Origin of the sequence: Serinibacter arcticus, from assembly GCF_004786095.1 — a bacterium.
GTDB lineage: Bacteria > Actinomycetota > Actinomycetes > Actinomycetales > Beutenbergiaceae > Litorihabitans > Litorihabitans arcticus.
Map to the genome: position 1 here is coordinate 187,471 of NZ_RHPJ01000003.1, position 14,057 is coordinate 201,527.

General features: G+C 74.1%; 13 protein-coding genes. 8 read left to right on the forward strand and 5 right to left on the reverse strand.

What is annotated here, in order from left to right; translation table 11 throughout:
* The first annotated feature begins 34 nt into the window (after nucleotides 1–34).
* The 8 genes from SERN_RS09960 (at nucleotide 35) to SERN_RS15335 (ending at nucleotide 10,282) form a co-directional block, all read left to right on the forward strand.
* Nucleotides 35–997 (forward strand): AAA family ATPase, encoded by a 963-nt coding sequence (locus tag SERN_RS09960; RefSeq protein WP_135850501.1) that lies wholly within the window; start codon nucleotides 35–37, stop codon nucleotides 995–997.
* Nucleotides 998–1,008: 11 nt separating this feature from the next.
* Nucleotides 1,009–2,271, forward strand: a complete 1,263-nt coding sequence (locus SERN_RS09965; RefSeq protein WP_135849992.1) for a DUF58 domain-containing protein — start codon at nucleotides 1,009–1,011, stop codon at nucleotides 2,269–2,271.
* Nucleotides 2,268–4,577: a transglutaminase-like domain-containing protein gene (locus SERN_RS09970; RefSeq protein WP_135849993.1), complete on the forward strand. Its 2,310-nt coding sequence runs from the start codon at nucleotides 2,268–2,270 to the stop codon at nucleotides 4,575–4,577. The genes SERN_RS09965 and SERN_RS09970 overlap by 4 nt, the downstream gene beginning before the upstream one ends.
* Before the next feature lie 41 nt (nucleotides 4,578–4,618).
* Nucleotides 4,619–6,181: an FHA domain-containing protein gene (locus SERN_RS09975; RefSeq protein WP_135849994.1), complete on the forward strand. Its 1,563-nt coding sequence runs from the start codon at nucleotides 4,619–4,621 to the stop codon at nucleotides 6,179–6,181.
* Nucleotides 6,182–6,350: 169 nt separating this feature from the next.
* Nucleotides 6,351–8,117 carry a 2-isopropylmalate synthase gene (gene leuA / locus SERN_RS09980; RefSeq protein WP_199241587.1) on the forward strand — a complete coding sequence of 589 codons (1,767 nt, stop codon included), beginning with the start codon at nucleotides 6,351–6,353 and terminating at the stop codon, nucleotides 8,115–8,117.
* A 187-nt stretch (nucleotides 8,118–8,304) separates the two neighbouring features.
* The gene (recO, locus tag SERN_RS09985) at nucleotides 8,305–9,036 is read left to right on the forward strand and encodes a DNA repair protein RecO (RefSeq protein ID WP_135849995.1); all 732 of its coding nucleotides are present in this window, start codon (nucleotides 8,305–8,307) and stop codon (nucleotides 9,034–9,036) included.
* Nucleotides 9,033–9,851 (forward strand): isoprenyl transferase, encoded by an 819-nt coding sequence (locus tag SERN_RS09990; RefSeq protein ID WP_135849996.1) that lies wholly within the window; start codon nucleotides 9,033–9,035, stop codon nucleotides 9,849–9,851. Before recO ends, SERN_RS09990 begins: the two co-directional genes overlap by 4 nt.
* A gap of 74 nt (nucleotides 9,852–9,925) precedes the next feature.
* The gene (locus SERN_RS15335) at nucleotides 9,926–10,282 is read left to right on the forward strand and encodes a VOC family protein (RefSeq protein WP_158292629.1); all 357 of its coding nucleotides are present in this window, start codon (nucleotides 9,926–9,928) and stop codon (nucleotides 10,280–10,282) included.
* Here SERN_RS15335 and SERN_RS10000 read toward each other — a convergent pair.
* From SERN_RS10000 to SERN_RS10020, 5 genes are read right to left on the reverse strand one after another with little or no spacing between them, the layout of a single operon-like run.
* Nucleotides 10,279–10,803 (reverse strand): SNARE-associated domain-containing protein, encoded by a 525-nt coding sequence (locus SERN_RS10000; RefSeq protein ID WP_135849997.1) that lies wholly within the window; start codon nucleotides 10,801–10,803, stop codon nucleotides 10,279–10,281. The genes SERN_RS15335 and SERN_RS10000 overlap by 4 nt on opposite strands.
* A gap of 13 nt (nucleotides 10,804–10,816) precedes the next feature.
* On the reverse strand, nucleotides 10,817–11,215 hold the full coding sequence (locus tag SERN_RS10005; protein WP_135849998.1) for a Fur family transcriptional regulator: 399 nt from the start codon (nucleotides 11,213–11,215) through the stop codon (nucleotides 10,817–10,819).
* Between the two features lie 2 nt (nucleotides 11,216–11,217).
* Nucleotides 11,218–12,177 (reverse strand): metal ABC transporter permease, encoded by a 960-nt coding sequence (locus SERN_RS10010; protein ID WP_135850503.1) that lies wholly within the window; start codon nucleotides 12,175–12,177, stop codon nucleotides 11,218–11,220.
* A gap of 14 nt (nucleotides 12,178–12,191) precedes the next feature.
* Nucleotides 12,192–13,070 carry a metal ABC transporter ATP-binding protein gene (locus SERN_RS10015; protein WP_135849999.1) on the reverse strand — a complete coding sequence of 293 codons (879 nt, stop codon included), beginning with the start codon at nucleotides 13,068–13,070 and terminating at the stop codon, nucleotides 12,192–12,194.
* Complete coding sequence (locus SERN_RS10020; protein WP_135850000.1) at nucleotides 13,067–14,020, reverse strand: metal ABC transporter substrate-binding protein; 954 nt, start codon at nucleotides 14,018–14,020, stop codon at nucleotides 13,067–13,069. Before SERN_RS10020 ends, SERN_RS10015 begins: the two co-directional genes overlap by 4 nt.
* Nucleotides 14,021–14,057: the final 37 nt, after the last annotated feature.

The window sequence follows — 14,057 nt, forward strand, 5'->3', positions numbered from 1 at the left end:
AACCCACGTGACCACCGCCCCCGCAGTCCAGCACATGAGCGCCGAGCAGGCCTCGTGGTTCTCCCAGACCTTCACCCGGCTGGTCGACAACGTCGGCCTGGCGGTGCTCGGCAAGCCCGAGGCCGTCAAGCTCGCCTTCACGTGCCTGCTCTCGGGCGGTCACATGCTGCTCGAGGACTTCCCCGGCACCGGCAAGACCTCGCTCGCGCGCTCGCTGGCCGCGACGGTCCAGGCCAGCCACAGCCGCATCCAGTTCACGCCCGACCTGCTGCCCAGCGACGTCACCGGCGTCACGATCTTCGACCAGGCCTCGCGCGAGTTCGAGTTCCACCCCGGCCCGATCTTCGCCTCGATCGTGCTCGCGGACGAGATCAACCGCGCCTCGCCCAAGACCCAGTCGGCCCTGCTGGAGGTCATGGAGGAGGGGCGCGTCACGATCGACGGCAAGCCCCACGAGGTCGGCCGGCCGTTCCTCGTCATCGCGACGCAGAACCCGATCGAGCAGGCCGGCACCTACCGCCTGCCGGAGGCGCAGCTCGACCGCTTCCTCATGAAGTCCTCGCTCGGCTACCCCGACCACGACGCGACGGTCGACATCCTGGGTGGCGTCTCGGTCCGCGACCGCTCGGCGACGCTCTCGCCCGTGATCACGGCGCAGGCCGTCGTCGAGATGATCGACCTCGCCGCGACCGTCTACGTCGACCCCGCCGTGCTGGACTACGTGTCCCGCCTGGCCGCCGCCACCCGCGGCAAGCCCGAGGAGATCCGGCTCGGCGTCTCCGTCCGCGGCGCGATCTCGCTCGTGCGGGCGGCCAAGACGTGGGCGGCCGCGAACGGCCGCCACTACGTCGTGCCCGACGACATCAAGGACCTCGCGGAGCCCGTCCTCGCGCACCGCATGGTGATGGACGCCGAGGCCGAGTTCGACGGCGCCACGTCCGCCGTCTCGCTCGCCCGCGTCCTCGACCAGGTCGCACCGCCCCAGCAGCGCGCCTGAGCCTCCCGAGCATGTCGACCACCTCTCGTCCCCCCGCTGCCGTCGCGGGGACCACCACCCGCGGCCGGATCTTCGCGGCGACGCGGACGACCCTGCGCGCGGGCATCCGGCAGGTCTCGCCCGTGCTCGGCTGGGTCAGCGTCGCCGCGTGGGTCACCCTCGGCGTCGCCGTCGCGAGCCTCGTGGCCGCCCACCGCCTCGGCTGGGTCGAGCTGGCCGGCCTCGGCTGGGGCCTGGTCGCGGTGCTCCTGGTGTCCGCGGCCTTCACGATCGGGCGGCACCCCTACGAGGTGCGGCTGCGCCTGCGCGAGCACCGCGTCACCGTGGGGGACCGCGCCGTCGGCGGCATCACCGTCCGCAACGTCGGAGACCGACGCGTGCTTCCGGCCCGCATCGAGCTGCCCGTCGGTGCCGGACGCGCGGGCTTCGGCCTGCCGTCGCTCGCCGCGGGGGAGGAGCACGAGGACCTCTTCGCCGTCCCGACCTCGCGCCGCGCCGTCATCACCGTGGGGCCCGTGAGCTCGGTGCGCGGGGACCCGCTCGGCCTGCTGCGCCGCACCGTGACGTGGACGCGACCGCAGGACCTGTACGTGCACCCGCGCACCGTGCGGCTGACCAGCAGCCACTCCGGTCTCGTGCACGACCTCGAGGGCAAGGAGTCGCAGGACCTCACGGCCTCCGACCTGACGTTCCACGCGCTGCGCGAGTACTCGCCGGGCGACGACCGGCGCAGCATCCACTGGCGCTCGTCCGCGCGCACCGGGAAGCTCATGGTCCGCCAGTTCGTCGAGACCCGCCGCTCGCAGCTCGTCGTCGGTCTCTCGTGCCGCCCCGAGGACTTCGGCAAGGACCCCGAGGAGTTCGAGCTCGCGATCTCGGCGCTCGGCTCCTACGCGCTCCAGGCCGTGCGCGAGCAGCGGGACATCGCCGCGGTCACCACGGGTGAGACGCTGCGCAGCGCGACGCCGGACGCCCTCCTGGACGCGCTCACCGCCGTCGAGATCGCTCCCGGCCACCACACGCTCACCGAGACGTGCCGGGCGATCGCGCGCGACTACCCCCGCGCCGCGATCATCGTGCTCGGCGTCGGCAGCCTCCCCGGCCCGCGCGACGTCCGCGCGATGGCCTCCGTCCTCCCGCTCGGTGCCGAGGTCATCTGCGTGCGCGCCGAGCCCGGTACCGACACGAAGGTCCGTCGGCTCCCCGGTCTGACGTCCATCACGCTGGGGGCCCTCGCGGACCTGCCGCGTGCGCAGCACCGGAGCGAGTCGTGAGCGGCACCTCGGCGCCCCCGGTCCAGGTGCGCTCCGGGCGCCGCGCCACCCGCACCGGACTCAGCGGCAGCGTCCAGCGCGCGGTCGACCTCGCCGTCCCCTGCGTGCTCGTGCTGCTCGCCCTCCTGCCGCTCTGGCCCGTGTACCGCTCGGGCCACGCGATCGCGGCGGCGCTCATCGGGGTCACGCTCGGGGCGGCGATCGCCCTGGCCGGTGCGCTGCGCCGCTGGAACGCGATCGTCATGGCCGCGGTCACCCTCGGTGCCCTCATCGTGACGGCGGCGGTCACCGCGCCGACGACGGCGATCGCGGGCGTCCTCCCGACGATCGAGACCTGGCGCACGCTGGGCATCGCCGTCGTGCGCGTGTGGAAGCAGGTCCTCACGCTGCAGCCCCCGCTCGGGAACGCGGACGGGCTCCTGACGGTGGTCTACCTGCTGGCGCTCGTGGGTGCCGTCGTCGCCGGAACGATCGCGCTGCGCGCCCGCGCGCTGCGCCCGCTGGCGCTCGTCGTGCCCGCGGTCGTCCTCGTGGGCTCCGTGCTGCTCGGCACGTCTGCCGCGGTGACGCCCGCCGTCGTGGCCGGCCTGGGGGTGCTCGCCGGACTCGGCTGGCCCGCGTGGCGCTCGGGTCGCATCGAGCTGAACCGGCCCGTCGGGACGGTCGCGCTCGGCGCCGCCGCGCTGGTCGGCGTCGTCGGCGGCACGGTGCTCGGCTCGCCCGACAGCACCCGGTTCGTGCTGCGCGACCACGTCGACCCGCCGCCGCTCGAGGAGAACTACCCGAGCCCGCTGGCCGGCTTCCGCGACTACGTCAAGAACCACGAGGACGACGTCATCCTCACGCTCGACGGCGTGCCCACGGACCTCACCCGCGTGCGGCTCGCGACGCTCGACTCCTACGGCGGCCAGGTCTGGGACGTCAGCGACGGCGACACCCCCGCTGGCGGTCGCTACCTGCGCGCCACGGATCGGTTCGTGCAGGAGATCGACGCCGCCGCCGTCGACATCGACGTCACGATCGGCACCTACGACGACGTCTGGCTCCCGATGACCGGCAGCGTGGAGGACGTCACGTTCGAGGGCGACCGCGCGACCGACCTGTCGCGCAGCGTGTTCTACAACGAGCAGACCGCCACGGCGATCGTGACCGACCGGCTGCGCGAGGGCGACACCTTCACGCTCACCACGCTCCCGACGCCGGTGCGGATGGGCGACCAGCTCGGCGGGCAGGTGCTGAGCGACGTCTCGCTGCCGCCGGTGAATCGGCCACCGGACGGGCTCGGCGCCGTGGCCGCCCGCCTGACCGAGGGCGCGACGACGGACGCCGCCAAGGTGCAGGCCCTGGCGGACGGGCTGTCGCAGACGGGCTTCTTCTCGCACGGGCTCGAGGGTGACGTGCCCTCCGAGGCCGGGCACGGGGCCGCCCGGATGGCGCTCATGGTCGAGGACGAGGAGATGATCGGCGACGCCGAGCAGTACGCCGCCCTGATGACGCTGATGGCGCGCGAGATGGGCTGGCCGGCGCGCGTGGTCTACGGATTCGAGCGCGGCGAGCGCGACACCGGGACCACCTGGGCCGTCACCGGTGGCAACGTCACCGCGTGGGTCGAGGTCGCCTTCGAGGGGGAGGGCTGGGTCGCCTACGACCCGACGCCCGACGAGAACAACGTCCCCATCTCCGAGGATCCGGCTCCGGCCGACAGGCCGCAGCCGCAGATGCTGCAGCCGCCGCCGCCCCCGATCGCGGCCCCCGACGTACCGAGCCTCGAGTCCGGCAACGCCGACGTGCAGCCGCAGGAGGACCCCGAGCCCGAGCCGGAGATCCCCGCCGTCGTGCGATGGGCCGCCTACCTCGGCATCCCGGTGCTGCTCCTGATCCTGCCGGCCGTGATCGCGCTCGCGCTCAAGGGCCGACGGCGTCGGCGGCGTCGTCGTCGCGGGGACGGCGCGGCGCGCGTGGCCGGCGGCTGGCTCGAGCTGCAGGACACCGCGCGCGACCTCGGCCTGGCACGCGTCCCGACGGCGACGCGGCGCGAGCAGGCCGGTGCGATCGAGCGGCACTTCGCCGACGCGGCCGCGTCGGGGGCGGAGGCTGTCGGCACGGCCGGGACCGGAGGTTCGGCCGTCGCGCTGGCGACCCGGGCCGACGCCGCCGTGTTCGGCCCGGTCCCGGCCGACGAGGACGAGGCCGAGCGGTTCTGGGGTGAGGTCACGGGGACCGAGCGTGGGCTCCGCCGGCACGCCTCGCCGTGGCGTCGCCTGCGCGCGCGGATCGGCTACGCCTCGCTCCGCCGTCGGGACTGACCGGGCGCGCGCCCGAGCCGTCAGGCACCACAATGGGCGGTATGGCGCTGGTCGACTCCACCCCGCAGCAGGCACGGCCGTTCCTCGGCGACGCTCCCAGGCGAGCCCGGACCGCCGGCGCCGCCGGTGAGACGCTGCGCCGCGAGGCCGTCGCGACCCTGACCGCCAGCCTCGCGCGGCCCGGCCGGTTCGCGCGCCAGATCGCGTCCCTCGTCGCGGCGAACATCGGTGTCTCGCTGCTCGCCTCCGCCCTGTTCCCGCCCGCGGGTGCCGCCCTGGCGCGGCCCGGCCTGGTCGTGCTGACCGGGCTCGTCCTCGTGGCAGCGGGGGTGCTGCTCGCTGTCGGGCCGGTCGTGGAGGGTCAGCGCACCACGCGGGCCCTCCAGGCCTGGCTCGCTCCGGGCGCGGCGGACCACAGCCGCGTCCCGTCGCTGACCGATCTGCTGCGGCCCGTCGGTCTCGTGCGCCTCCTCGGGTGCGGGCTGCTCGTGATCGGGATCCTCGCCGGCCTCGTCACCGGGTTCGGGGTGCTGGGCGGCTCCGGCGGCACCGGTGGTGTCGTGCTCGTCGGTGCCTCGGGACCCGCCGCGCTGGTGGGCACGCTGCCCGCCGTCGTCACCGTGGTGCTCGCCGCGATCGCGACGCTGCGCCTCCAGCGCGGCCGCCGCGGTCGGGCGCCGCAGGAGGACGCGGGGGAGCGCGCCGCGGTGTTCGCGCCCGGACCCGGGGGAGCGCCCGGCGGGTTCTCGACGGCCCGCGCCCCCGGCGGAGACGCGGCCGCCGTGCCGTGGGGCACCGGGGCCGCACCGGCCGCACCGGTCGCACCGGTCGCACCGGTCGCACCGGTTGCACCGGTTGCACCGACGACGGCGCCCCCGGACCCGGGGACCCCCGCGCCGGCGTGGAACGGGACCGCCGCGGCCACACCGTCGGGACCGCTGTGGCCATCCGTGCCGTCCGAGGACGTGTCCGTCGCCGCACCAGTACCTCCCGCACCGCCTGCGCCCGCACCGCCTGCGCCCCCGCCGGCCGCCGCGCCCGCGGCGTCCCCGGCCGTCGTCACGGGCGTCCCCGTCCTGGGTCGCCCCGCCCCCCTGGCCCCGGGCGGTGCCCACCCGCTGCCCGCCACGACCACGGAACCCGGTCCGGTACCCGGCTGGACCACGCCCCCGGCGGAGCCGTCCACCGAGCTGCCCGAGGCCACGATCGTGCGCACCGACCTGCCCGAGCACACGATCGCGCGCCCCGACCTGCTTCGGCCGCGTCGCCTCGCCGTCGTCGTGGACGACGGCAGCGCCCCCGTCGCGCTCGCACCGGGCAGCTGGCTGCTCGGCCGCGCGCCGTCGGCGCGTCCCGGCGAGGACGGCCTGCTGCCGCTCGTGGTGGAGGACGGCTCGGTCTCCAAGACGCACCTGCTCGTGGAGGTGGCCGAGCACGTCGTCTCGGTCACCGACCGCGCCTCCAGCAACGGGACGCACCTGCGGTGGGCGGGCGGGCGACGGCGCCTCACGGCGTGGCAGTCGACCGCCGTCGCCGCCGGCGAGACGGTCGAGGTCGGCGCGATCACGATCAGCGTCGAGACGGCGGCAGAGCCGTCCGAGTGAGGGATGGCGCGTCCCGCCGTCGGACGCGTGCGTTAGGGTGTCGGCGTGCTGCTCGTGGGTGTTCTGCTCCTTCGTTGCCGCGACGAGGCCTGACTCGGCTGGCTCCTCGTCGCGGCGCTCCTCCTGCCCGCCGGAGCCCCTCGCACGACGAAGGAACAGAGAAGAAGCCATGAGCCACCGCCCTTCCTCCAACAGCCCCGCCGAGCTGTCCGCCACGCCGATGCCGCTGGCGAAGTACCCCCCGTTCCACGAGGTCAACGGCCTCGACCTGCCCGACCGCACGTGGCCGAGCAAGCGCATCACCGCAGCGCCGCGCTGGCTGTCCACCGACCTGCGCGACGGCAACCAGGCGCTCATCGAGCCGATGGACCCCGCGCGCAAGCACCGCATGTTCGAGCTCCTGGTCCGCATGGGCTACAAGGAGATCGAGATCGGCTTCCCGGCGGCGAGCCAGACCGACTTCGACTTCGTCCGCTCGCTGATCGAGACCGACGCGATCCCCGACGACGTCACGATCTCCGTGCTGACGCAGGCGCGCACCGACCTCATCGAGCGGACCGTCTCCTCGCTGGTGGGCGCGCACCGCGCGACCGTCCACATGTACAACGCCACCGCGCCGGTCTTCCGCGACGTCGTCTTCCGCACCGACCGGCAGGGCACGAAGGACATCGCCGTCTCGGGCACGCGCGACGTCATGGACTACTTCGCCAAGTACCTCGACGACGGCACGGTCGTCGGCTACGAGTACTCGCCGGAGATCTTCATCGACACCGAGATCGACTACGCGCTCGAGGTCTGCGAGGCGGTCATGGACGTCTGGGAGCCCGACGGCGACCGCGAGATCATCCTCAACCTGCCGGCCACGATCGAGCGGTCGACGCCCAACGTCTACGCCGACCAGATCGAGTGGATGAGCCGCCACCTCAGCCGCCGCGAGCACGTCGTGCTGTCGGTGCACCCCCACAACGACCGCGGCACGGCCGTCGCCTCGGCCGAGCTGGCCGTGATGGCCGGGGCCGACCGCGTCGAGGGCTGCCTGTTCGGTCACGGTGAGCGGACCGGCAACGTCGACCTGGTGACGCTCGGGATGAACCTGATCTCGCAGGGCGTGGACGCCGGCATCGACTTCTCCGACATCGACGAGATCCGCCGGACCGTGGAGTACTGCGGTCAGATGGACGTCCACCCCCGCCACCCCTACGGCGGCGACCTCGTCTACACCGCGTTCTCCGGCTCGCACCAGGACGCGATCAAGAAGGGTCTGACCAAGCGCGACGCCGACGTCGCGGCCGCGGGCGGCGACGAGCTCGCCGTGCCGTGGACCGTGCCGTACCTGCCGGTGGACCCGCGCGACGTCGGCCGCAGCTACGAGGCCGTCATCCGCGTCAACAGCCAGTCCGGCAAGGGTGGCATCGCCTACCTGATGTCGACCGAGCGCCACCTGGACCTGCCGCGCCGCCTGCAGATCGAGTTCAGCCGGATGGTCCAGAAGCACACCGACCAGGCCGGTGGCGAGGTCACGGCCGACCGGCTGTGGGACATCTTCGTCGACGAGTACCTGCCCGCCCCCGCCGACTCCGAGCTGCACCCGTGGGGCCGGTTCGCGCTCCGCTCGACGCGTCTGACCTCGGCGGGCGAGGGCAGCGACACCGAGCTGGTCGTGACGCTGGTCGACGGCGGGCAGGAGCACCAGCTGACCGCGACGGGCAACGGTCCCATCGACGCGTTCTCCGCGATCCTGCGCCAGCGCGGCGTCGACGTCTCCGTCATGGACTACGCCGAGCACGCGCTCGCGCAGGGCGAGGACGCCTCGGCCGCCGCCTACGTCGAGGGCGAGGTCGACGGTCAGGTCCTCTGGGGCGCCGGCATCGACCCGTCCATCACGACGGCGTCCTTTCGCGCCATCGTCTCGGCGGTCAACCGCGCCGTCCGCTGACGCTTCGCGCAGCCACTCCGCCGCCACCGCGCCGAGAGCGACCCGTGCGCCGCGGGAGCGACCCTTGCCCGGTCGCTCCCACGGCGCACGGGTCGCTCTCGCGTGAGGGGGCGGGTGTGCGGGGCTCGGCGTGGCCCGGACCGTGTCGCGAGGCCGCGATGTCGGTGGTGTGGGGGAGAATGACGCCGTGAGGACGTATCGGGACGAGGCGGTGGTGCTGCGCACCCACGACCTCGGTGAGGCCGATCGCATCCTGACGATGCTGACCCGCGAGCACGGGCTCGTGCGCGCCGTCGCCAAGGGCGTGCGCCGCACCTCCAGCAAGTTCGGCGGCCGCCTCGAACCCTTCGGCGTGATCGACGTCCAGCTGTACTCCGGCCGGAACCTCGACGTCGTCACCCAGGTCGACACGCTCGCGCCGCACGGCCGCTCGATCATGGCCGACTACGGCCTCTACACGACGGCGACGGCGATGGTCGAGACCGCGGCGCGGCTCACCGACGTCGAGCACGAGCCCGCCACGCAGCAGTACCTGCTGCTGGCCGGGGCGCTGCGCGCGCTCGCCGACCGCCGCCACGCCTCGACGCTCGTGCTGGACTCCTACCTGCTGCGCGCGCTCGCCGTCGCCGGGTGGGCGCCGACGTTCGCCTCGTGCGCGCGGTGCGGGCAGGACGGGCCGCACCGCGCCTTCTCCGCCCCGATGGGCGGTGCCCTCTGCACCGACTGCCGCCCGCCCGGCGCCGCCGCTCCCGCGCCCGAGACGTTCCTCCTGCTCGGCGCGCTGCTCGCGGGTGACTGGTCGGTCGCCGACGGCAGCGACGAGCGCCACCGCCGCGAGTCCAGCGGCCTGGTGTCGGTCTACCTGCAGTGGCACATGGAGCGTCAGCTCCGGTCGCTGCGCCACGTGGTGCGCGCATGAGGCGCCGCGCCGCCGCCGCAGCGACCGCGTGGCAGCCCCACGAGATCACCGCACCGCCGCCGCACCCCTCCGGTGAGACCGCCCCCGTCATCGACCCCCGCTTCGTGCCGAGGCACGTCGCGCTCGTGATGGACGGCAACGGCCGCTGGGCGAACGCGCGCGGCCTGCCGCGCACCGAGGGGCACGCGGCCGGTGAGCAGGTCCTGCTCGACGTCGTCGCCGGCGCCATCGACCTCGGTGTCTCCCACGTCAGCGCGTACGCCTTCTCCACCGAGAACTGGAAGCGCTCGCCCGAGGAGGTGCGCTACCTCATGGGCTTCAACAGGGACGTGCTGCGCCGCCGTCGGGACGTCATGAACTCCTGGGGTGTCCGCGTGCGCTGGGCCGGGCGCCGCCCGCGCCTGTGGCGCAGCGTCATCGCCGAGCTGGAGGAGGCCGAGGCGCTCACCGAGGGCAACACGCGCTGCACCCTGACGATGTGCGTGAACTACGGCGGTCGCGCCGAGATCGCCGACGCCGTGCGCACGATCGCCGCCGAGGCCGCGGCCGGGCGGCTGGATCCCTCGCGCATCAGCGAGCAGACCGTCGCGCGCCACCTCGACGAGCCGGACATGCCCGACGTCGACCTGTTCATCCGCACCGGCGGCGAGAAGCGGGCCTCGAACTTCCTCATCTGGCAGGCCGCCTACGCGGAGTTCGTGTTCCTCGAGAAGGCGTGGCCCGACGTCGACCGCCGCGACCTGTGGGCCGCGGTCCTGGAGTACGCGCGCCGCGACCGCCGCTACGGCGGGGCGATCGACGCCGTCGGTTCCTGACGGCTTCCCGATCGTGCCCTGAGACGCGACACGAACGACACGTCGATGTCATCGGCCGGTTCTAGGGTGACGGCATGGCCCTGCACCTCGGCATGATCACGACCGACTCGACCGACCCGCTCCCGCTCGCGCGATGGTGGGCCCTCGCCCTCGGCGGTGAGGTCGTGGCGGAGAACGATGGCTGGTTCGTCGTCGTGATGACGTCCTCCGGTGCTCTCGCGTTCCAGCGGGTCGACGCCGTGACGCCCGGCAAGAACCGCGTCCACCTCGACCTCGTGGTCGACGGCGACCTGGACGCCGAGCACGAGCGGCTCGTCGGCGTCGGCGCCAGGAGCCTGGGGGAGCGGAGCGAGGGCGCGGCCCGCTGGTTCACCCTCACCGACCCGCAGGGCAACGAGTTCTGCGTCGCGCCGGAGGACCACACCGCCTAGGGCAGCTCTGCCCCGTCGGCGGTGCTCGCGCGGCGGCGGGCTCGGAGCCGGAGCGCGACCAGGATCAGCACGGCGAGCGCGATGACCGCGATGGCGGCGATGCCCCACGCCGAGCCGGTCGCGGCGGCCAGCGCCGCGCTCCACGCGGCCCAGCCGACCGTGGCGTAGATCGTGGCGTGCACGACGCAGCCCAGCAGCATCGCGGGCAGGTAGCGGGGGAACGGCATCGCCACGACCCCGGCGGCCGCGTTGACGACCGTCTTCGTCCCCGTCGCCAGGAACGACAGCGGGACGGCGACCACACCCCACCGCTCCACCGTGCGCAGCCCGCGCGCCGTGCCCTCGCCCTGCAGCCAGCGGTGCACGCGTGCGACCCAGGGGCGTCGCGGACGCGTGTGGTCGAGCGACCAGCGCGTCACGAGGCGCGCGATCCAGTACGTGAGCTGCGTGCGCAGCAGGACGACGCCGAAGAAGAACGCGAACAGCGGCCAGAACGAGGCGCCGTCGAGGGCGGCCGGCACGGAGGGGGCCCGCCTAGGCTCGGGCGTCGGCGGCGCTGCAGGTCGCGCAGAGCCCGAACAGCTCGATGGTGTGCTCCACGGCGGTGAAGCCGTGTGCGGCGGCGATGGTTCCGGACCACGCTTCGACGGCGGCGGCGTCGAGCTCGACGGCCGTTCCGCAGCGGCGGCACACGAGGTGGTGGTGGTGGGCCTGCTCGTCGCAGCGGCGGTAGCGGACCTCGCCGTCGGGGCCTCGCAGCGCGTCGACCTCGCCGACCTCCGCCAGCGCCTGCAGCGTGCGGTAGACCGTCGCGAGACCCACCGACTCGCCGCGGTCGGCGAGCATCCGGTGCACCTCCTGGGCGCTGCGGAACTCGGCCGAGTGCTCCAGCAGCTCCGCCACGGCGGTTCGCTGACGTGTCGTGCGCTGCACCGCTACTCCCTCGCCGTCGTGCCTCGTGTGGCTGTCGAACCGCCCGCCGTGCCCGGCTCGGTCATCCCCGCCACCAGGACGTCGTCGGGGTGGTCGGGGTGCGGATCGAACGCCGCCTGGGCCCCGCGGGCCCGCGACCGGTTCACCAGGAGCGGTCGCACGGCGGCCACCCCAGCGTAGACGGCGATCGCCAGGCACACGATGACCGCACCGGGGGAGAGGGCCCGGAAGTAGGTGATGACGAGGCCGGAGACGCACACCAGCACGCCCACCCCCATCGCGAGCCGCATCGTGGCGCGGAACGACGTCGCCACCTGCTGCGAGATCGCGACGGGCAGGATCATGATCGCGCTCACCAGCAGGAGACCGACCACGCGCATCGCGACCGTGACGGTCAGCGCGGCGACGATCGCGATCATCATGTTGAGCAGACGCACCGGGAGCCCGAGCGAGCGGGCGAACTCCTCGTCGTGTGAGACCGCGAAGAGCGCCGGACGCAGCCCGATGCCGACACCGAGCACCAGGGCGCCGAGGATGACGATCTGGACGAGGTCGCTCGTGCTGACCGTGGCGATGGAGCCGAACAGGTAACCCATGAGATTGGCCGTCGTGCCGCCGGCGAGGCCGATGATCAGCACACCGCCGGCGATGCCGCCGTAGAAGAGCAGGGCGAGCGCGACGTCGCCGCTCGTGCGGCCCCGGGCGCGGACGACGTCGATGGCGAGCGCGCCGATCACCGCGGCGACGACGGCGCCCGGGATGGCCAGCGCGTCGTGCGGCGTCAGCGACATCGCGTTGCCGACGAGCCAGCCGGCCGCGACGCCCGTCAGCGCGACGTGCCCGATGCCGTCACCCAGCAGTGACAGGCGCCGCTGGACGAGGTAGGTGCCCATGACGGGCGCCGCGAGCCCGACGACGACCGCCGCGATCAGCGCGCGCTGCATGAGCGGGGAGGAGAACATCTCCACGAACGTGCTCACGCCAGCCCTCCCGGGGTGATGCGGATGGCGGAGCGGTCACCGGTGGGGCGGTCGCCCCCGTGCGCACGCTCCTCGGCCCAGTGCTCGTCGCGGGAGTCCCCGTGCGGGTGCAGGTGGTCGTGGTCGTCGTGGTCGTGACCGGGCGCGGCGGGGGGCGGTTCGCCGTCGTGCACGATCGCGCCGTGCCGCAGCACGAGCGCGCGGGAGATCAGGGGGGCGAGCGGTCCGGTCTCGTGCAGGACCACGAGGACGGTCACGCCGTCCTCGCGCAGGCCCGCCATGGTGCGGGCGAAGGAGGCCTGGTTCGCGGCGTCGACGCCGGCCAGCGGCTCGTCGAGCAGGAGCACCTCGGGGTCGCGGGCGAGCGCGCGCGCGATCAGCACGCGCTGCTGCTGCCCGCCGGAGAGCTCGGCGACGGCGCGGTGCGCACGGTCGGCCAGGTCGACGCGCTCGAGCGCGCGGCGGACGCGGGCGTCGGCGTCGCGCGGCGGACGGAGCATGCCCGCGGCGAGCAGCCCCGACCGGACGACCTCGACGACCGTGGCGGGGACGCCCGCCGTCGCCGTCGAGCGCTGCGGCACGTAACCGATGCGCTGCCACGGGACGCCGGCGCGGCGCGTGATGTCGGCGCCGAGCACGCGGACGGTGCCGGCCGCGGGCGGCAGCACGCCGATCAGCGTGCGCACCAGCGTGGACTTGCCGGAGCCGTTCGCGCCCAGCAGCGCCACGAACTCCCCGCGGTGCACCTCGAGGCTGATGTCGCGCAGGATGCGCGACCCGCCGAGGTCGACCGCGAGGTCGCGGACGGCCACGACCGGGTCGGTCGAGCCGGTCGGGTCGGTCGCGCCGGTGGGGCTGGGACGGGTCCTGCTCACGCGCAGGTCAGCGCGTCGCGCAGCGAGGCCAGGTTGCTGTTCATGACGTCACGGTAGTCCGCGTCGGGGTCGGCCTGGTTCTCGAGCGGGTCGAGCACGCCGGTGGTGATGCCGAGGTCGTCGGCGAGCACCTCGGCCACGCGCGGGTCGATGAGGGACTCGGTGAAGATGATGCTCACACCGGTCTCGCGCACGACCTGCTCGATCTCGCGCAGGCGCGCGGGGGAGGGCTCGGCGTCGGGGTCGATGCCGGAGATGCCCTCCTGCTCCAGGCCGTAGGCACCGGCGAGGTACCCGTAGGCCTCGTGGGCGACGACGATCGTCGTCGTGCTGCACTCGGCCAGGCCCGTGCGGTAGGACTCGTCCAGGCCCTCCAGCTCGGTGCGGAGCTCGGCCGCGTTCGCCTCGAACTGCTCGGCGCCGTCGGGGTCGACCTCGGCGAGCTGCGCGGCGACGGCGTCGGCGGCGTCGGCCATCCGGATCGGGTCGAGCCAGAAGTGCGGGTCGAGCCCGTTGTGGTCGTGGCCCTCCTCCTCGGCCTCGTGGTCGTGCTCCTCCTCGTGCGCGGCGTCCGTGAGGCGCGCGGCCGAGGCGACGTCGATCGCCGTGGGGGAGACCTCGGACACCGCCGTGTCGACGGCGGGCTGGAACCCGGACAGGTAGACGACCAGGTCGGCGCGGCCCATGGTGGCGACCTGCGACGGCGAGAGCTCGAGGTCGTGCGGCTCGGCGCCGGCGGGCGTGAGGCTGGAGACCGTGACGGCGTCGCCGCCGATGCGCTGCGTGAGGTACTGCAGCGGGTAGAACGAGGCCAGGACCTCGATCGTGTCGCCTCCACCATCGGTACCGGAGGCGCCCGAGCCGGAGCCGCCGTCGCCGCACGCGGCCAGCGGGAGGGCCAGGGAGAGGGCGGCGATCGGGACGAGGGCACGGCGGAACGAGGGCTGCATGAGAACGATTCTCGACTCAATGAGAACGATTGTCAAA

What these genes read in the sequence shown, in the direction of transcription:
- SERN_RS15335 (WP_158292629.1), top strand. Translation starts at nt 9,926, where the DNA reads ATGGCCCTGCACCTCGGCATGATCACGACCGACTCGACCGACCCGCTC.
- leuA (WP_199241587.1), top strand. Translation starts at nt 6,351, where the DNA reads ATGAGCCACCGCCCTTCCTCCAACAGCCCCGCCGAGCTGTCCGCCACG.
- SERN_RS09990 (WP_135849996.1), top strand. Translation starts at nt 9,033, where the DNA reads ATGAGGCGCCGCGCCGCCGCCGCAGCGACCGCGTGGCAGCCCCACGAG.
- SERN_RS09960 (WP_135850501.1), top strand. Translation starts at nt 35, where the DNA reads ATGAGCGCCGAGCAGGCCTCGTGGTTCTCCCAGACCTTCACCCGGCTG.
- SERN_RS09975 (WP_135849994.1), top strand. Translation starts at nt 4,619, where the DNA reads ATGGCGCTGGTCGACTCCACCCCGCAGCAGGCACGGCCGTTCCTCGGC.
- SERN_RS09965 (WP_135849992.1), top strand. Translation starts at nt 1,009, where the DNA reads ATGTCGACCACCTCTCGTCCCCCCGCTGCCGTCGCGGGGACCACCACC.
- SERN_RS10020 (WP_135850000.1), bottom strand. Translation starts at nt 14,020, where the DNA reads ATGCAGCCCTCGTTCCGCCGTGCCCTCGTCCCGATCGCCGCCCTCTCC.
- SERN_RS10010 (WP_135850503.1), bottom strand. Translation starts at nt 12,177, where the DNA reads ATGTTCTCCTCCCCGCTCATGCAGCGCGCGCTGATCGCGGCGGTCGTC.